Genomic DNA, 17,855 nt, shown 5'->3' on the forward strand with positions numbered 1-17,855 from the left:
ACAGCCGTCGTTTGAGGCGTCAAGTTTTTGACAGGAAGCGAAGATAAGTGCGCTCTTGATCACATTTCTGTTTGCTTTCATTAGATTTTTGATAAATCTTTGGAAAACAGCGACCTAGATCATGTCCGTAGGGACATTTCAGGGCTGAATAGGCAGAACTAGAAAAGACAAAACCCACCCTCGCGGGACATCGGCGGGCTTGATTGCGCAAAAAGGCATGGGTGGCGGGCCGGTTCTGTGGCCAATGTGTCGCACCGCTAACACACCGTCATCTGGCGCATGGGACATGCCCCGTCAGGCAATTTCCGCCAAAGAAATGACGATGCTGCGGGACAGAGCGACAAGCGTCGAATCATTGGCGCGCCAACAGGCTGCCGCGTCGAAGGCGGTGCCCTCCACTTTGAGGGGCTTCGGTGCCGGCACGCAGCGTCGCGAAGTAGGTCGTCTGGCTAATGCCGTAAGGCATGGATGCTGGCGCCAAGACAGTTTTCGCTGAGCACGTCGAACTGCCCCGGCTCGCGCTCGTAGGCAGTCCATGTCAGGTACGAAGCGCTGCAAGCCTTGCGTATCCACGCGCAACACGCCGGCGATGGCGACACCTGCAAACAACGTGGCGCTTTGAAAACCATCGTCATCAATTCGCTCTAGCATCCGCCGGTGACCGCAGCACTCGGCGAAGCTTCAAACTCCCGACGGCTGGAAGCGCAGCACGGCCTGCCAAAACGACAACGGCCGTGTGCATTGCTGCACACGGCCGTCGGGTGATGCATCAGCGGCTGCAGATCAGCCGCACGCCATCAACCGCACCACACCCGCGCGTTGCGGAACATCCGCAGCCACGGCGAGTCATCGCCCCAGTCGGCCGGACACCAGCTCAGATTTGCGCTGCGCGGCGTGCGCTCCGGATGTGGCATCAAGATGGTGACGCGGCCGTCGCTGCTGGTCAGCCCGGTGATGCCGTCGGGCGAGCCGTTCGGATTGAGCGGGTACTGCGAGGCCACCGCGCCATCGCCATCGATGTAACGCAATGCCACGCGTGCGGCAGCCTGGTCCACGGCGGTATCGAATTCCGCGCGGCCTTCGCCATGCGCCACCGCCACCGGAATCCGCGAACCGGCCATGCCACGCAGGAAGATCGACGGCGACTCCACCACTTCCAGTAGCGCGGTGCGCGCTTCGAACTGTTCGCTGCGGTTGCGCAAGAAACGCGGCCAGTGCTCGGCGCCGGGAATGATGTCCTTGAGCTGGCTGAGCATCTGGCAGCCGTTGCACACGCCCAGCGCGAATGTATCGATGCGCGCAAAGAATGCAGCGAATGCATCGCGCAGTGCCGAGCGCTCCAGAATCGAGGTCGCCCAACCGCGGCCGGCACCCAGCACGTCGCCGTAGCTGAAACCGCCGCACGCTGCAAAGCCGACGAACTCGCTCAGATCCACGCGGCCTTCGATCAAGTCGCTCATGTGCACGTCGTAGGCACGGAAACCGGCGCGCTCGAAGTTGTAGGCCATTTCGATCTGGCCGTTGACGCCTTGCTCGCGCAGGATCGCCACCTTGGGCCGCGCACCGGTGGCCACGAACGGCGCCGCCACATCTTCGGAAGGATTGAATACCAGCTTTGGACGCAGGCCCGGCGCCTTGAAATCACGCGCCAACGCGCGCTCTTCGTCGGCGCTGTCCGGGTTGTCGCGCAGCTTCTGCATGGCATGGGTCACCGACCACCATGCATCGAACAACTCTTCCCAACGCCACTCGGCCAGCACGCGGCCCTGCCCGCTCACGCGGATGCGCGGCGTGCCGGTGGGCCGTGCAATGCGCTGCGCGCATTCGGTCAACGCATGGCGCTCGACCAGATCGGCGAACGCGGCGCGGTCTTCGCTGGCGATCTGCACCACCGCGCCCAATTCTTCGTTGAACAGGCTGCGAAACGCATCGTCGCCCCACGCATCCAGCGTGATATCCAGACCCTGCCGCGAGGCGAACGCCATCTCGCACAACGCCGCAAACGCACCGCCATCGCTGCGATCGTGATACGCCAGCAACAGCCCGCTGTCGCGCGCGTCGCGGATCAATTCAAAGAAACTGCGCAGACGCTGCGCATCGTCCAGATCCGGCACGTCACCGCCGAATGCCGGCAACGCCGCATCATCGGCATACACCTGCGCCAGCACCGACCCACCCAGACGCTGCTTGCCGCCGCCCAAACCGATCAACCACAACTCGCTGTCCTCTTCGCTGCGCAGCAACGGTGTCAGCTGCGTGCGCACATCGCCGACTGGGGCGAAGGCACTGATGATCAGCGAGACGGGTGAAACGCTCTTCAGCGTTTCACCGGGAATGGGGAATGGAGAATCGGGAATGGTGGAAGCGGAGGGCTCTGGCGTTTCACCATTCCCGATTCCCGATTCCCGATTCCCGACCTGCCACTGCGCCTGCATCGACAGCGAGTCCTTGCCCACCGGCACGCTCAGTTCGAGTGCGGGGCACAGTTCCATGCCGATCGCGCGCACGGCGTCGTACAGCAGTGCGTCTTCGCCGCTATGGCCGGCGGCGGCCATCCAGTTCGCCGAGAGCTTGATGCTGTCCAGTCGCTGCACCGGCGCAGCGCACAGGTTGGTAATCGCTTCGCCCACGGCCATGCGCGCGGACGCGGCGGCGTTCAACAGCGCCAGCGGGGTGCGCTCGCCGATCGACATCGCCTCGCCTTCGAAGGTGTCGAAACCGGCCATGGTGATCGCGCAATCGGCCAGCGGCAGCTGCCACGGGCCGATCATCTGTTCGCGCGCAGTCAACCCACCCACACTGCGGTCGCCGATGGTGACCAGAAAGCTCTTGGACGCCACGGTGGGATGCGCCAACACGCGCAACCCGGCCTGCTGCAGTTCCAGCGCTGCGGTCTGCAGCACCGGCCACTGCGGCGCGGCCGGATGTACCGCATCGCGATGCATCTTCGGCGCCTTACCGAAGAGCACGTCCATGGGTAGATCGATTGGAAGCTGGGATTGGGGAGTCGGGATTGGGGATTGGTGAGAAGCGGCATCGGTTGCCGGCAATGCGCCGTTGCCAATCCCGAATCCCGAATCTCCAATCCCGTTATCGAGGACGCCGTAACCAACCACCAGCCGCTCCTCGGCCGTCGCTACGCCGACCGCGGCGAACGGGCAGCGCTCGCGGGCGCAGATGGCGGCGAATTCTTCCAGGCGCGCCTGCGGCACGCCGAGCACGTAGCGTTCCTGCGATTCGTTGCACCACAGTTCCAGCGGCGACAACGACGGGTCGTCGGTGAGCACGCGGCCCAGGTCGATGATGCCGCCCACGCCCGAATCGTGCAGCAGCTCGGGAATGGCGTTGGACAGCCCACCCGCTCCCACGTCATGGAACCAGCGGATCGGGTTGTCGATACCCAGCGCCACGCAGCGGTCGATGACCTCCTGGCAGCGCCGCTCCATCTCCGGGTTTTCGCGTTGCACGCTGGCAAAATCCAGCGCCTCGGCGCTGTCGCCTGCGGCCACTGAACTGGCCGCACCGCCGCCCAGGCCGATCAGCATCGCCGGGCCGCCGAGCACGATCACCGCGTCACCCGGCTGCAGGCGCAGCTTTTCCACCTGATTGCGATCGATCGCGCCCAAGCCGCCGGCCAGCATGATCGGCTTGTCGTAGGCGCGCGTCAGGCCCGGGCCCTCGGCGAGCTCGAAACTGCGAAAATAACCGAGCAGATTCGGGCGACCGAATTCGTTGTTGAACGCTGCGCCGCCGAGTGGGCCGTCGAGCATGATGTCCAGCGCCGGCGCCATGCGCGGGTTCAGCGCGCGCAGCGCTTCCCACGGCTGCGGCAGGGTCGGAATACGCAGGTGCGAGACCGAGAACCCGGTCAGGCCGGCCTTGGGCTTGCCGCCGCGGCCGGTTGCGCCTTCGTCGCGAATTTCGCCGCCCGCACCGGTGGCCGCACCGGGGAACGGTGCGATCGCGGTCGGGTGGTTATGCGTTTCCACCTTGATTGCGAAGGCCGACGGTAGCACCGCTTCGCTGCGGTATTCGCCGGTAGCCGGATCCGGGCGATAGCGCGCCGCCGACACGCCTTCCACCACCGCCGCGTTGTCGCTGTAGGCCGACAACGTGTGCTGCGGGGTTTGCTGGTGGGTGTGCTTGATCATGCGGAACAGCGAGCGCGCTTGCGGCTTGCCGTCGATGGTCCAGCTGGCATTGAAGATCTTGTGCCGGCAATGCTCCGAGTTGGCCTGCGCGAACATCATCAGCTCGACGTCGGCCGGGTCGCGGCCCAGCGCGGCGAAGCGTTCGCGTAAATAGTCGATCTCGTCCTGCGCCAGGGCCAGGCCCAGGTCGCGGTTGGCCTGCTCCAGCCCATCCAGCGGCACGCGCTGCAACTGACCCGGGTCGGGCACGTTGAACAGCGCCTCGGCCGCAGCGGCCGAACCGAGCAGCGATTGCGTCATCGGGTCGTGCAACAGCTTGGCCACGGCGGCCTGCGCGGCCGCGTCGTCCGGCCAGCCGGCCAGGTCGATGCGGGTACCGCGCTCCACGCGCTGGATCGGCTGCCCGGCGCCGCGCACCAGCTCGGTGGCCTTGCTCGACCACGGCGACAGCGTGCCCAGGCGCGGCACCACATAACGCGAAGCCGCATCTGGATCGCGCGCGGCGGGCGCAGCGTTGGCCTGCAGAATCCGCTGCAAGGTGGCTTGGTCGGGCGACTGCCCGGCCTCGGCGCGGATGAAGTACACGTGCCAGGCGCCAGTGAGGCGCAGCGCGGGAACGAGGGTTTGCAGGCGGGTTTCGAGCCGAGCGCGGCGGAACGGCGAAAGGGCGGAAGCGCCCTCGAGGACCATCATGTCCGAGGAACCGTGTCAGAAACGGGGCTGCAGATTGTAACGGAGCTGGTGGATCGACGCCGGACTGCGCGCGCGCTGACGGGCAATGGGTGGGTTCATCAGGCCCTGTTGCCCTGTCTCATCGCCCTGCGCGGCACCGGTGGCGATGGCTGGCTGACCCGCTGGCCTGTCTGCCTACGTGCTGGATGCTGTGGCTGCTGTCGCTGCTGTCGCTGCTGTGGCTGGTCTGCCTGGTCTGCCTGGTCTGCCTGGTTGGCCTGGTGGATCTGGTGGATCTGGTGGATCTGGTGGGTCTGGTTGGCGGCTTATAGCAGCTAATAAAACCACTACGCAGCCACCAGGAGCACGGCTGGTGCTCGGTGACCGGCATGTACCACTCCACACACTCGGGTTCCTGCGCACCGTCCACGCCGACCTGACAACTGCTCGCCACATTTTGATCGCCGCTTTCAGCACCCCGGGCCCACCAACTTGCCGCAAAAACGCGGAAGGCCGGAATGCATCTGCATTCCAGCCTTCCGTTCGATCACGCCAGCCACCGAGGTGACCCGCCAAGCGGCATCACACCGCCGCTTTGCCGTGGATCAGCGGCTGCCGCCGGCCGTGGTGACAGCGCGCTTTTCCAGCGCCTCACGCAGCTGCGCTGGCGGCAGGTAGCCACCGAGCTGGGTGCCGTCGGGCGCGAAGATTGCCGGCGTACCGTTGACGCCCAGGCGCTGGCCCAGGGTGTATTCCATCGACACCGGGTTCTTGCAGTCCTTGGACGCCACCGGCTGGCCGGACTTGGCGGCCGTCAGCGCCTGCTTGCGATCGGCCGCGCACCACACCGCAATCATTTCCTTGTGGTCCTGGCTGCCCAGGCCCATGCGCGGGAACGCGAGGTATTCCACCGCGATGCCCTGCTTGTTGAGCTCGCCGATTTCGCTATGCAGCTTGCGGCAGTAGCCACATTCCACGTCGGTGAAGACGGTGACGGTGTATTTCGGATTTGCCGGCGCAAAGACAATACGGTCGGCCTTGGGCACGGTGTCCAGCTGCTTGCGGCGGTAGGCCAGCAGGCCCGGGCTGGCGGCGAACTGCTTGTTCTGGATGTCGAACGGCTGCGCCTGCATCAGATACCGGCCGTCATCGCTGACGTACAGCACCTGCCCGCCAACGACCACTTCGCGGAAGCCGGGGAACGGCGCGGCACCGATGTAGTCGGGTTTGAAATCCGGGTCCAGCGCCTTGAGCGCCGTGCTCACGCGCTGGTCCACATTGCCGGCGGCGGCGGGCGCGGTGGCGGGCTTGGCGCCGGCGGTGCTTGCCGCAGGCTGCGACGATTGTGCGCAGGCGGTAAGGCTGATCGCGCCCAGCAGCGCGGCGATGGCAAGACGATACATTCACGCATCCAGGTGGAATGAGGTGCCCGGATTCTCGCACAGCGTAGATGAAGCCCGGCAGCAGCCGCGACTGTCGATTGCGACGGCAAGCGGTCAGCTGCTGCATCGATTGGACAAACCCAATGTAGAGCGCGTTATGGCGGCTATGGCGGCAGGTCTGTCCGTTGGCAGCGCAGAGCGTCCTGAAATCCCCCAAACGTCCAATCCCGCTCGCTCCGGCTCGTTGAGGTGCACCCGCGCCGCTCGGCGCTGACCACTGGCGTGATGCATGGTGCGAGGAGGCCACGCTCAGCCGACGCCAGCCAGACTAACGAGACCGTCGCAGAGGCCGAGCGCGGCTGATGATGCCTTGCAACCTCAGCCATGCGTTGTTCGTAAATTATGTGTTGTTCGTGCTGCCGTTGGTCATTCATTGACCGGGCACGTATCCCGCCCGGCCCTCAGCGCATCATCAGTGCGCCCACGCGCGGCTGGTCAAACGCGCGCGGACTAACCACGCGGATGATGGCTAGCGTGCAGCTTCTGCAGATGCTGGCGCGCCACCAGCGTATAGATTTGAGTGGTCGACAATGAGCTGTGGCCCAGCAGCATCTGCAGCGCGCGCAGGTCGGCGCCGTGGTTGAGCAGATGGGTGGCAAAGCTGTGGCGCAACCCATGCGGGCTGACCGTTGCCGGGTCGATGCCGGCCACCGCGGCGTAGCGTTTGACCAAGGCCCAGAATTGCTGACGGCTGAGCGGTTGGCGGGCGGCGTCGATGAACAACGGCACCTGCCCGTCCACGGCCGCCACCGGCCTGTTCGCGGCCAGCAGCGGGCGCGCCTGGCGCAGATAACGCTCCAGCCAGTGCTGGGATTCCTCACCCAGCGGCACCAGCCGGTCCTTGCTGCCCTTGCCGGTCACCCGCAACACGCCCTGACGCAAATTCACCCCAACCGCCGGCAGGTTGACCAGCTCGCTCACACGCAGGCCCGCGGCGTACATCAGCTCCAGCATGGCGCGGTCGCGCAGGCCCGCCGGGGTATCCACCTCGGGGGCGGCCAGCAGCGCCTCGATCTGGCTCTCGGTCAACGCCTTGGGCAGCGAGCGCGGCAACTGTGGCGGGTCGATCAATGCTGTCGGGTCGTCGCTGCGCATGCCATCGCGCAGACACAACCCATAGAACGCACGCAAGGTCGACAGCAGCCGCGCCGTGCTGCGTGGAGAGTAATTGGCCTTGGCACGCCAGCGTAAATAGTCGAACAGTGCCGCGCGGTCGATACCGAGCAAGCCACCACCGGCGCCAGCGCGCCAGCGCGCCAGCCCTTCCAGATCGCGCCGATAGCTCTCCAGCGTCTGCCGCGCCACGCCTTGCTCGGCCCAAAACCGGTCGAGGAAACGCTCGATCACACCGGCATCGGCCGCCTGCAGCGGCGGTAGCTGCTGGGCAAGTTGGCGGCGTTCGGCGGGGCTGCTGGCAGACATCGCCACAGCATAGAACGTGGCGCGCGCTTTGCGAGACAACGCATTGCGAATCGCCGGTACGCGGCAGGCTTGGGTGCGCTGCATTGTGGCAAGTGGGCTGCACACCAGTGTTATTTGTGACCAGGCCATGCCATCCGCACGCAGGGGCTTTTTGCGTGCTTCCTCTTGCGTGCATCGCATGACGTGCGCAGCAGAAGAGAGTACGCGTGCGCGTGAGGCCGCGATCAGGCAGACAAGACGCAAACGCGAATGGTCCATCGGAAATGCAGCAGTCCACCCACCGCATTGATGCCACAACAAGAAGCCCTGGGCGTGGACATGCGCCGATTGACTCCAGCCGACGCAGCGAACGCGTCAGCGCGAGCAAACACCCAGAGCGTGGCTACCGCAGCGCGGCGTTGCACCGTGCTTGGCGACCGTTATGCTCGCGCCATGACCTCGCTCTTTTCGCCCCGCATAGCACGCGCCCCTGCTCTGGTGGGCTGGCGGTTGCTGGCGATGTGTTACGACGCCTGGCCAGTGCTGGCGCTGTCGATGCTGATCTCCACCGTCTTCACGCTGGGCTTTACCTTCGCCGGGCACCCAGCACGCGAAAACATCGCACCCTTCAGCAGCTGGCAATGGCTGTTGTGGCTGTGCTGCTGGATCGCCGCCGGGGTCTACGCCACCGTGAGCTGGCGCCGCGGCGGACAGACGCTGGGCATGCGCCCGTGGCGGCTGCGCCTGATCGATCCACAGGCCTCATGGCGTGCGCTGTGGATTCGCTACGCAGTGGGCACCTTGTCGCTGGGGCTGGCCGGGCTGGGATTCTGGTGGGCGTGGCTGGATCGCGACCGGCTGACCTGGCACGACCGTGCGAGTGGGACCCGGTTGGAGCGAACTGCCAGGCCCTTGACGTAATCAGGTCAGCAGCACGCCCTCCCTGAATATCGATCATCCCCGCATGCTCAATGCATACGAGCTGCGCCTGAGTGCGACGAAACTAGCGTAGGCGACCAAACAAGGCTGCAGCTTATTTTGCGCCCGCGAAGGGGCGCGCAATTAACCCACTGAACTGCATGCCCAAACGCATGCAGGACCGCTAGCAATGGCGGAACCAGCAACGCATAGCATGTCGCCCAAGGCATGTTGGTTAACCAAGCATCAGCGCTAGGACATCCAGGGCGGCCAGCTGAAGCGTCAATGGCAATTGCGGCAGAACGATGTGGCCCTTGGAATCGCCCTTAGCGCTGAGCGCTCCCCACATGCACAAAGCAGTCACCGCCAGCCAGCTAAAGCAGGCAGAGCACGACACCCACGATGCTCACCCGCCGCATGCGGTCAGCTACTTCGCCTGCGGAACAACCACGCCGACACACCCAGCATCACCATCGGCGGTAGCGCATAAGCGATGCGGTAATCGAGCTTGAGCGCGCCAGCCATGCGGCCGAAGAACAACTGCAGCAGCCAGAAGCCCAGCGCGAACAGGATGCCCAGGAACAGACGCTTGCCCAAACCGCCGCTCCGCAACGAACCGAACGAGAACGGAATTGCCGCCATGCACAGCGCCAGCACATTGACCGGGTAGAACCAACGGCTCCAGTACTGATCTTCGTAATCGCGCGCGTCCAATCCATTGCGGCGGCGGTATTCGATACTCTGCTCCAGATCATGCGCGGACAGATTGCGCGGTTTGGCCAGACCGGCCGCCAGCGCTACCGGATTCAGCTGCGATTGCCACGGCAATTCGGGGAAGGTTTCGCGCTGCACCGAGCGTTCCTGAAAGGTATCGCGACGTACCTGGCGCAAGGTCCAACGGCCGTCGCGGTGCTCGGCCATCGACGCGTAGGTCAGCTGCTGCATCCTGCCGCTAGGGTCGAGGTGGTAAAGCCGCACATCGTGCAGATCCAGGGCGGTACCGCCGCCGTCGAGCAGCTTCTCTTCACCACTCAAGGCGTTGAGGAAGGTGTTGCCCTCACGTGCCCACAGGCCGGAATAGCGCGAAGACGCCATATCGCTGTTGTAGCGCGCACTGGCCTTGAGCGTGTCGGCCTGGTCCTGCGCCCACGGCCCGATGGTTTCGCCACTGATCACCATGCTGGCAGTCAGCAGCGCCATCGCTGCGACGACGGAGGCGGACATGCGTTTGCGCGACACGCCCAGCGCACGCAGCGCCGTCAGCTCGGAAGTGGCGGCCAACTGACCCAGGCCCATCAGCGCGCCAATCACCGCCGCAGTGGGAAACAGGGTGTAGGCCCGGCGCGGCACGGTATAGGCCACGTAAGCCACCGCATGGCCGAAGGTGTAGCTGCCCTGGCCGATGTTCTTGGCCTCGCTGGCGAAAGCGTTGACCAGGTCCAGCCCCAGCAGCACCGCCCAGGTCAGCAGCACGGTGGACAGCACCACCCGGCCGACATACCAATCATGGACCCGCGGCGTCAGCTTCATGCGCGCGCCCTCGGCCGACGCACGCGGCCATCGCGCGCATACGCCCATACCGCCACTGCCAGCAGCGGCAGCGTCAGCCACCACAGGCCCAGCGCCGCCGGGGTCTTGCCGTTAGCGATCCACTGGGTGCCGACGATCATCAGATTGGTGCCGACCATGTAGGCCAGGAACGCCAGCATGATCCGGCCGTAGCGCTGCTGCCGCGGTGCGCTGCGCGACAGCGGCAAGGTCAGCAATGCAAACGCCAGTGCCAGCAATGGCGGCGCCAGGCGCTCATGCAGTTGGGCACGCGCGGTGGGGCGCTCGTCGGACAGCAACTGGGTGGTCCACATCACTTCCGGGTCGTTGGCATCGTGCACGCGGGTACGGTCGGGCAAGGCGATGTCGCTGCTGGCGAACTTCATCAAGCGATAGTCCAAGGTCGCGCCGCCGGCCGGGCCCTCGGTACGGTAGCCATCGTCCAGGCGCAGGTAACGGTCGGTCTTGCCTTCAAAGAACATGGCACCGCGGTCGGCGGTGACCACATCGATGCGGTCGTTCTGCTGCCGCTGCATGAAGACCTTGCCCAGGCCCTTGCCGTCAGCAGAGATCGTCTGCATGTACACCACGCCACCGCCGGACAATGGCGTGAACTGGCCCGATTCCAGTCCAGCCATCAGCACGCTGCGGTTGGCATCTTCCAGCATCGCCTCGGCGGTGCGGCTGGCCCACGGGCCCAGCCACAGCGAGCACAGCCCGATGATCACCACCACCGGCACCACCAGCATCAGCATCGGCCGCAACATGCGCTTGGGGCCGACACCAATCGCAGTAATGACGGCCATTTCTGAATCGCGGTACAGCCGCGCCAGCGCCAATAGCAGGCCGAGCATCAGCGCCAGCGGCAAGATGATGGGCAGGTAGGCCACGAATTGCAGCCCCACTTGCGAGAGCAGCAAGCGCGCCGGGATGCGGCCATCGGCGATATTGCCGAGGATGTCGACCAGCACACCGCCGACGCTGACGACCAGCAGCACGATCAAGGTGGCCAGGAAGCTCTGGGTGAAATCGCTAAGCAGGTATCGATCGAGCTTCGGCATGGGGTGGGCTTGTTTTAAACTCTCGGATTCGTTCGCGGCGCCGCCAGCCTAGTTCGGTTGGCGTAAACAGCCCGCGATTGTACGGATTTGCCTACGGAATCTGATCAATGGCCCTGCAATTCACCCTGAACCAAGACGCGCCGGCAAGCGCTGCCGTCGACTGCATCGTGGTTGGCGTGTTCGCCGACAAGACCCTTTCGCCCGCGGCACAGGCGCTGGACAGCGCCAGCCAGGGCCGTTTGACGGCCTTGGTGGCGCGCGGCGACGTGGCCGGCAAGACCGGCAGCACCACCCTGCTGCACGACCTGCCCGGCATCACCGCGCCGCGCGTGCTGGTGGTCGGCCTGGGCGAAGCCAACAAGTTCGGCGTGGCGCCCTACCTCAAGGCCATCGGCGATGCGACCCGCGCGCTGAAGACCGGGGCGGTCGGCACCGCCCTGCTCACCCTGACCGAACTCACCGTCAAGGCCCGCGATACCGCCTGGAACATCCGCCAGGCGATCACCGTCAGCGACCATGCGGCCTACCGCTACACCGCCACGCTGGGCAAGAAGAAGATCGACGAGACCGGTCTGACCACCCTGGCAATCGCTTGCGACGACGCCCGCGCACTCGCCGTGGGCGTGGCCACCGCCGAAGGCGTGGAGTTCGCCCGCGAGCTGGGCAACCTGCCGCCGAACTACTGCACCCCGGCCTACCTGGCCGACACCGCCGCCGCCTTTGCCGGCAAGTTCCAGGGCGCCGAAGCCGAAATCCTGGACGAGGCGCAGATGGAAGCGCTGGGCATGGGCTCGCTGCTCTCGGTGGCACGCGGCTCGGCCAACCGCCCACGGCTGATCGTGCTGAAGTGGAACGGCGGCGGCGACGCGCGCCCGTACGTGCTGGTCGGCAAGGGCATCACCTTCGATACCGGCGGCGTCAACCTCAAGACGCAAGGCGGCATCGAGGAAATGAAGTACGACATGTGCGGTGGCGCCAACGTCATCGGCACTTTCGTGGCCACGGTCAAGGCCGAGCTGCCGATCAACCTGGTGGTGGTGGTGCCGGCGGTGGAAAACGCCATCGACGGCAATGCCTATCGCCCCTCGGACGTGATCACCAGCATGTCGGGCAAGACCATCGAGGTCGGGAATACCGACGCCGAAGGCCGCCTGATCCTGTGCGATGCGCTGACCTACGCAGAACGCTTCAACCCCGAAGCGCTGGTGGACGTGGCCACGCTGACCGGTGCCTGCATGGTGGCGTTGGGTCACCAGACCGCCGGCCTGATGAGCAAGCACGACGATCTGGCCAACGAGCTGCTCAGCGCCGGCGAGCACGTGTTCGACCGCGCCTGGCGTCTGCCGCTGTGGGACGAATACCAGGGCCTGCTGGATTCCACCTTCGCCGACGTCTACAACATCGGCGGCCGCTGGGGTGGCGCCATTACTGCCGGCTGCTTCCTGTCGCGCTTCACCGAAAACCAGCGCTGGGCGCATCTGGACATCGCCGGCGTGGCCAGCGAAGAAGGCAAGCGCGGCATGGCCACCGGTCGCCCGGTCGGCCTGCTGACGCAGTGGTTGCTGGACCGCGCCGTCTGATGTCGCCACACGCGGCACCGGGGCCGATTGCCGGCTTCTCCGTCGTGAACGGAGCAGCCAGCGCGGTGCCGGGCTGGACCAGCCCGGGCATCGACCTGCTCTGGATCGTCGTGCAGCTGCGGCTGTTGTTTGTGTGGCTGGCGGCCAACAGCCGCCGGCCGGCCTGGATAATATCGGCATCGTGGCGTTAGCCGCATTGTTCCTGCCGGTGTATCTGTACCGTTCGGGCCCGCCCAGGCGCCGCCTGCGTGCATTCGGCGGCCCGCTGTTAGCCATACTCGGCTGTGCTGGCCTGTTCGCAGCCGCCGGCGTCCCCACCGAATTCTTGCTCTCCTCTCGCTTTGTGACCGCCTGATGCCCCGTGCCGACTTCTACCTGATCGCCAAGCCGCGCTTCCTCAACGAACCGCTGCGGCTGGTCTGCGAGCTGGCGCGCAAGGCCAACGACGCCAACCTGTCTACGCTGATCCTGGCCCGCGACGCGGAGCAGGCCGAGGCGCTGGACGACCTGCTGTGGGCGTTCGACGACGAAGCCTACGTGCCGCACCAGATCGCCGGCACCGATGAGGAAGACGAACTGGCGCCGGTGCTGATCGCCGCCCCCGAGTTCGCCGCCCCCTCGCGCCCGCTGGTGATCAACCTGCGCGACGACCCATATCTGGGCGCTTGCGACCGCGTGCTCGAAGTGGTACCGGCCGACCCCGCCGCCCGCGAACCGCTGCGCGAACGCTGGAAACAGTACAAGGCTCTGGGCCTGGAACTGACCAAGTACGACATGTGAGTGCGGCCTGGATTGGGGAGTTGGGATTGGGGATTCGTCACAGCAGGTTTGCGCGCATCCACAGGCTGCAGCCAGCGAAGAATCCGACATCGCCACCCTCCGTTCCACAGCAACATCGCTGCCATTGATGCGTGGGTTGCCAGTGATCGCCACAGGCCCCATGACGCAACAAATCCCGAATAACGAATAACGAATCCCACCCTTATATGACCACCCTCGCCTCCAGCTACGACCCCTCTTCCTTCGAATCGCGCCTGTATGCGCAGTGGGAGGCGGCCGGTTATTTCGTACCGTCCGGCAAGGGTGAGACGTACACCGTGCTGCTACCGCCACCCAATGTCACCGGCACGCTGCACATGGGCCATGCGTTTCAGCAGACGCTGATGGATGCGTTGGTGCGCTATCACCGCATGCGCGGGTACGACACCTTGTGGCAGGTGGGCACCGACCATGCCGGCATCGCCACCGAGATGGTGGTGTCGCGCAATCTGGCGCTGGAAGGCAAGGGACACACGCGCGATTCGCTGGGGCGCGAGGGCTTCATCGCCAAGGTGTGGGAATGGAAGGCCGAATCCGGCGACACCATCGAACGCCAGATGCGCCGGCTGGGCACTTCCAGCGATTGGTCGCGCAGCACCTTCACCATGGACCCGCAGCCGTCGGCCGCGGTCAACGAAGCGTTCGTGCGCTGGTACGAGCAAGGCCTGATTTACCGCGGCCAACGCCTGGTCAACTGGGACCCGGTGCTGAAGACCGCGATCTCCGATCTGGAAGTGGAAAACGTCGAAGAAGACGGCTTTCTGTGGTCGATTCGCTACCCACTGGCCGATGGCGTCAACTACGAACACGTCGAGCACGACGCCGAAGGCAACGAGACGCTGCGCGAGACCCGCGATTATCTGGTGGTGGCCACCACGCGCCCGGAAACCATGCTGGGCGACACCGCCGTGATGGTGCACCCGGAAGATGCGCGTTATCTCACGCTGCATAACGCCCGCATCGTGCTGCCGCTGACCGGCCGGCACGTGCCGGTGATCACCGACGATTATGTCGACCGCGCCTTCGGCACCGGCGTAGTCAAGGTCACGCCTGCGCACGATTTCAACGATTACCAGGTGGGTGTGCGGCATGACTTGCCGTTGATCAACTTGTTCACCGTCACTGCCACCATCAACGACAACGCACCGGAGCGCTACCGCGGCCTGGATCGTTACGACGCGCGCAAGCTGGTGCTGTCCGAGCTGGAAGACTTGGGCATCTTGGTGGAAACCAAACCACACAAACTGCAGGTGCCGCGCGGCGATCGCACCGGCCAGGTGATCGAGCCTTACCTTACCGACCAGTGGTTCGTGAAGATGGATGCGCTGGCCAAGCGCGGGCTGGAACTGGTCGAGAGCGGCCAGATCAAATTCGTGCCGCCGAATTGGATCAATACCTATCGCCACTGGATGGAAAACATCCAGGATTGGTGCATCAGCCGTCAGCTGTGGTGGGGCCATCGCATTCCGGCGTGGTTCGACGATGCCGGGCGTTGCTACGTTGGCCACGACGAAGCCGAGGTGCGCGCCAAGCATGGCTTGGCTGCCCAGGTGGCGTTGCATCAAGACAGCGACGTGCTGGAAACCTGGTTTTCCTCGCAGCTGTGGCCATTCTCCACACTGGGCTGGCCGGATGCGCAAGCGATGGCCGAGCGCGGTTTCGAGCGCTATCTGCCGTCGTCGGTGCTGGTCACCGGTTTCGACATCATCTTCTTCTGGGTGGCGCGCATGATCATGGCCACCGACAGCTTCACCGGCCAAGTGCCGTTCCGCGACGTCTACATCACCGGCCTGATCCGCGATGCGCAGGGCCAGAAGATGTCCAAGTCCAAGGGCAACGTGCTCGACCCGTTAGACATCATCGACGGCATCAGCATTGAAGCCTTGGTCGCAAAGCGCACCAATAGCTTGATGCAGCCGCGCATGGCCGAGAAGATCGAAAAAGCCACGCGCAAGGAATTCCCGGACGGCATCATCGCCCACGGTGCAGACGCGCTGCGCTTCACCATCGCCGCACTCGCCACGCATGGCCGCGACATCAAGTTCGATCTGGGCCGCGCCGAGGGCTACAAGAACTTCTGCAACAAGCTGTGGAACGCCACGCGCTTTGTGCTGATGAATACCGAAGGCGCGCGCTTTACCGGCGTGCCGCAGCCGCGCACCGAAACAGAGAAGTGGATTCTGGCGCGCCTGGACAAGGTCACCGCAGAAACCCACGCGCATTACGCCAACTACCGCTTCGACCTGCTCGCGCAATCGTTGTACGAATTTGCCTGGAATGCATTCTGCGACTGGTTCGTGGAGCTGGCCAAGCCTGCGCTCAATAATCAGGATGCCGACGCTGCCGCCAGCACCCGCCACACCCTGCTGTATGTGCTGGAGTCGTTGCTGCGCCTGTTGCACCCGCTCACCCCGTTTGTCACCGAAGAGTTGTGGCAGCAGGTCGCACCGCGCCTGGGTATCACCACCGCCACGATTTCGTTGCAGCGCTTCCCGCAGGTTGGCGATGTCGATACCAGTGGCTATGCCACTGCCGAAGCCAATGTCGAATGGCTCAAGTCGATGGTGTCGGCACTGCGCCGCGTGCGCAGCGAGTTGAACGTGCCGCCTTCCAAGCAGGTGCGCCTGCTGCTGCAAGCCGGCACCGCTGACGACCGCCCGCGTGTCGCCCGCTTCGCCTCGCAGCTGTCGTTCCTGCTCAAGCTGGAAACCATCGATTGGCTTGAAGCAGGCCAGGACACACCGCCGTCGGCCGCCGCCATCGTCGGAGAACTCACGTTGCTGGTGCCGCTGGAAGGCCTGGTCGACATGGATGCCGAACGCACTCGCCTCGACAAGGAAATCAAACGCGTGGAAGGCGAGATCGGCAAGTGCAACAGCAAACTCAGCAGCGCCACCTTTGTGCAGAACGCACCAGCAGCAGTGGTTGAGCAGGAGCGTGCGCGCTTGAATGACTGGACCACGCAACTGACCGGCTTGCGCGAGCAGCGCGCGAAGATCTGAGGCAGTTGATCGGCTGCTAGCGTGTCGAGGGCGCGGTGCCCTCGCCGCTCGCGGGACACGCCGTGACACCGTCCCTAGGGAAGGTCTGAACAACGAGGCCTGGGATGGCGGGATGTCGCATCGTTCCGAAGAGGGGCGTTTGGATCTTCGGAATTTCGCCATTTCTGGCGCTTCCCGTGGAATTCCCCGGTTTACAGGTGCACGCTCCCCATAGCCGGCAGCAACTGCTTTCGCTTCATCCACAGATTGGAGAGCGCAAACAAGGTCAGCACGTGTGTGGTGTTCTTGGCCAAGCCGCGATAGCGGACCGTGGTGTAACCGAACTAGCGCTTGATCACCCGGAATGGATGCTCCACCTTCGCGCGCACGCTGGCCTTGAAGTGTTCCCAACGTTGTTCCCGGGCACGCTCGCGCTTGCTGCCGATGGCTTGGATCGTCGAGGGCCTGGCGGCGATGAAGAATGCAGCTTCGCAGTCCTGCAGCTCTTCGCGTTTGTCTGCACCGGTATAGCCGCTGTCGCCGAACACGCTGTCTTCGTTGCCATGCAGCAATGCGTGCGTCACCGTGACATCGGCGACATTGGCCGCTGTGCAAAGCACATGGTGCACCAGCCCGGAAAACTCATCGACGCCGATGTGCGCCTTCATCCCGAAATACCACTGATTGCCCTTCCTGGTCTGATGCATCTCAGGGTCGCGCGCGTGATCGGCGTTCTTGGTCGAACTGGGTGCGGCGATCAGCGTCGCATCGACGATCGTGCCCGACCGTAGGCTCTGGCCCTTGCGCGCCAGATGCGCGTTGACCGCTTCCAGCATCCGCGCGGCAAGGCCATGGGTCTCCAGCAGGCGCCGAAAGTTGAGAATCGTGGTCTCGTCGGGAATGTCGTCCAACCCGCCGAGCTGGGCAAATCGCCGTAAGGTCGGCCAAGCCGCTGAGCGCTCTTGAAGCGTCACATTGCGTGAAGATCTTTTAAGCGGGCTTACGGTACGGATAGCGCATGGCTTTTTCGCATTCATGGAAATGTGGATCCCATCACTGTATGAAGTTAAAAGCCACATCATTATCTTTATGCGGTTCAGTACGCTTATATCAATAGCTCAAAAGGAAATTAGCAATGAAAGGAATTACTTCTAAGGAAACTCTGAACAACTCCCCTTGATCCTGCGACAATCACACAGACGCAACGGACAACGACGATGCAACTGACCTTCGGCGATGCGGAGTACAACGGCAAGCGCAAGCGGACGCGGCGTGAGGTGTT

Annotated in this window: 11 protein-coding genes, 1 other RNA gene and 2 pseudogenes; 7 read left to right on the plus strand and 7 right to left on the minus strand. The window is 64.5% G+C overall.

Annotation, left to right across the window (positions count from 1 at the left end):
* Positions 1–797: 797 nt before the first annotated feature.
* A complete protein-coding gene (gene purL, locus NX05_RS13660) occupies positions 798–4,844 on the minus strand; it encodes a phosphoribosylformylglycinamidine synthase (protein ID WP_039436581.1) in 4,047 nt (1,348 codons plus the stop codon).
* Between the two features lie 185 nt (positions 4,845–5,029).
* On the opposite strand from purL, the gene NX05_RS25175 reads away from it, so the two are divergent.
* Both NX05_RS25175 and NX05_RS22670 read left to right on the plus strand, forming a co-directional pair.
* Entirely contained in the window at positions 5,030–5,155 is a 126-nt protein-coding gene (locus NX05_RS25175) for a hypothetical protein (RefSeq protein ID WP_257003512.1), read from the plus strand.
* Positions 5,156–5,212: 57 nt separating this feature from the next.
* A non-coding RNA gene (locus NX05_RS22670) (sX9 sRNA) lies at positions 5,213–5,289 on the plus strand.
* Positions 5,290–5,428: 139 nt separating this feature from the next.
* Here the strand turns inward: NX05_RS22670 and NX05_RS13665 are convergent.
* Positions 5,429–6,226, minus strand: a complete 798-nt coding sequence (locus NX05_RS13665; protein WP_017122182.1) for a DsbC family protein — start codon at positions 6,224–6,226, stop codon at positions 5,429–5,431.
* A 489-nt stretch (positions 6,227–6,715) separates the two neighbouring features.
* Entirely contained in the window at positions 6,716–7,687 is a 972-nt protein-coding gene (gene xerD, locus NX05_RS13670) for a site-specific tyrosine recombinase XerD (protein ID WP_039436918.1), read from the minus strand.
* A gap of 432 nt (positions 7,688–8,119) precedes the next feature.
* On the opposite strand from xerD, the gene NX05_RS13675 reads away from it, so the two are divergent.
* Positions 8,120–8,587 (plus strand): RDD family protein, encoded by a 468-nt coding sequence (locus NX05_RS13675; RefSeq protein WP_039436579.1) that lies wholly within the window; start codon positions 8,120–8,122, stop codon positions 8,585–8,587.
* A gap of 112 nt (positions 8,588–8,699) precedes the next feature.
* On the opposite strand, the pseudogene NX05_RS25255 reads toward NX05_RS13675, so the two are convergent.
* The 3 genes and pseudogenes from NX05_RS25255 to lptF all read right to left on the minus strand — a co-directional run bounded on the left by NX05_RS25255 (position 8,700) and on the right by lptF (position 11,193).
* A pseudogene (locus NX05_RS25255) lies at positions 8,700–9,003 on the minus strand (hypothetical protein).
* Positions 9,004–9,007: 4 nt separating this feature from the next.
* A complete protein-coding gene (gene lptG / locus NX05_RS13680; RefSeq protein ID WP_170962550.1) occupies positions 9,008–10,162 on the minus strand; it encodes an LPS export ABC transporter permease LptG in 1,155 nt (384 codons plus the stop codon).
* Entirely contained in the window at positions 10,111–11,193 is a 1,083-nt protein-coding gene (gene lptF, locus NX05_RS13685) for an LPS export ABC transporter permease LptF (protein WP_039436577.1), read from the minus strand. Before lptF ends, lptG begins: the two co-directional genes overlap by 52 nt.
* A 107-nt stretch (positions 11,194–11,300) precedes the next feature.
* Here lptF and NX05_RS13690 point away from each other — a divergent pair, with 107 nt between their 5' ends.
* The 4 genes from NX05_RS13690 to NX05_RS13705 all read left to right on the plus strand — a co-directional run bounded on the left by NX05_RS13690 (position 11,301) and on the right by NX05_RS13705 (position 16,594).
* Positions 11,301–12,773 (plus strand): leucyl aminopeptidase, encoded by a 1,473-nt coding sequence (locus tag NX05_RS13690; protein WP_039436575.1) that lies wholly within the window; start codon positions 11,301–11,303, stop codon positions 12,771–12,773.
* A 44-nt stretch (positions 12,774–12,817) separates the two neighbouring features.
* Positions 12,818–12,964 carry a hypothetical protein gene (locus tag NX05_RS24945; protein WP_236611290.1) on the plus strand — a complete coding sequence of 49 codons (147 nt, stop codon included), beginning with the start codon at positions 12,818–12,820 and terminating at the stop codon, positions 12,962–12,964.
* A 163-nt stretch (positions 12,965–13,127) separates the two neighbouring features.
* Positions 13,128–13,553, plus strand: coding sequence for a DNA polymerase III subunit chi (locus NX05_RS13700; protein WP_003490202.1), 426 nt, complete (start codon positions 13,128–13,130; stop codon positions 13,551–13,553).
* A gap of 206 nt (positions 13,554–13,759) precedes the next feature.
* Positions 13,760–16,594: a valine--tRNA ligase gene (locus NX05_RS13705; protein ID WP_039436573.1), complete on the plus strand. Its 2,835-nt coding sequence runs from the start codon at positions 13,760–13,762 to the stop codon at positions 16,592–16,594.
* Between the two features lie 191 nt (positions 16,595–16,785).
* On the opposite strand, the pseudogene NX05_RS22675 reads toward NX05_RS13705, so the two are convergent.
* Positions 16,786–17,517, minus strand: a pseudogene (locus NX05_RS22675) (IS5 family transposase); the annotation flags it as partial.
* Positions 17,518–17,855: the final 338 nt, after the last annotated feature.

Source organism: Xanthomonas vasicola, from assembly GCF_000772705.2.
In the GTDB taxonomy this organism is placed as follows: domain Bacteria; phylum Pseudomonadota; class Gammaproteobacteria; order Xanthomonadales; family Xanthomonadaceae; genus Xanthomonas; species Xanthomonas vasicola.

Excerpts from the sequence above, each read along its gene's own strand:
- purL (WP_039436581.1), bottom strand. The coding sequence starts at position 4,844 with ATGATGGTCCTCGAGGGCGCTTCCGCCCTTTCGCCGTTCCGCCGCGCT.
- NX05_RS25175 (WP_257003512.1), top strand. The coding sequence starts at position 5,030 with ATGCTGTGGCTGCTGTCGCTGCTGTCGCTGCTGTGGCTGGTCTGCCTG.
- NX05_RS13665 (WP_017122182.1), bottom strand. The coding sequence starts at position 6,226 with ATGTATCGTCTTGCCATCGCCGCGCTGCTGGGCGCGATCAGCCTTACC.
- xerD (WP_039436918.1), bottom strand. The coding sequence starts at position 7,687 with ATGTCTGCCAGCAGCCCCGCCGAACGCCGCCAACTTGCCCAGCAGCTA.
- NX05_RS13675 (WP_039436579.1), top strand. The coding sequence starts at position 8,120 with ATGACCTCGCTCTTTTCGCCCCGCATAGCACGCGCCCCTGCTCTGGTG.
- lptG (WP_170962550.1), bottom strand. The coding sequence starts at position 10,162 with ATGGGCGTATGCGCGCGATGGCCGCGTGCGTCGGCCGAGGGCGCGCGC.
- lptF (WP_039436577.1), bottom strand. The coding sequence starts at position 11,193 with ATGCCGAAGCTCGATCGATACCTGCTTAGCGATTTCACCCAGAGCTTC.
- NX05_RS13690 (WP_039436575.1), top strand. The coding sequence starts at position 11,301 with ATGGCCCTGCAATTCACCCTGAACCAAGACGCGCCGGCAAGCGCTGCC.
- NX05_RS13700 (WP_003490202.1), top strand. The coding sequence starts at position 13,128 with ATGCCCCGTGCCGACTTCTACCTGATCGCCAAGCCGCGCTTCCTCAAC.
- NX05_RS13705 (WP_039436573.1), top strand. The coding sequence starts at position 13,760 with ATGACCACCCTCGCCTCCAGCTACGACCCCTCTTCCTTCGAATCGCGC.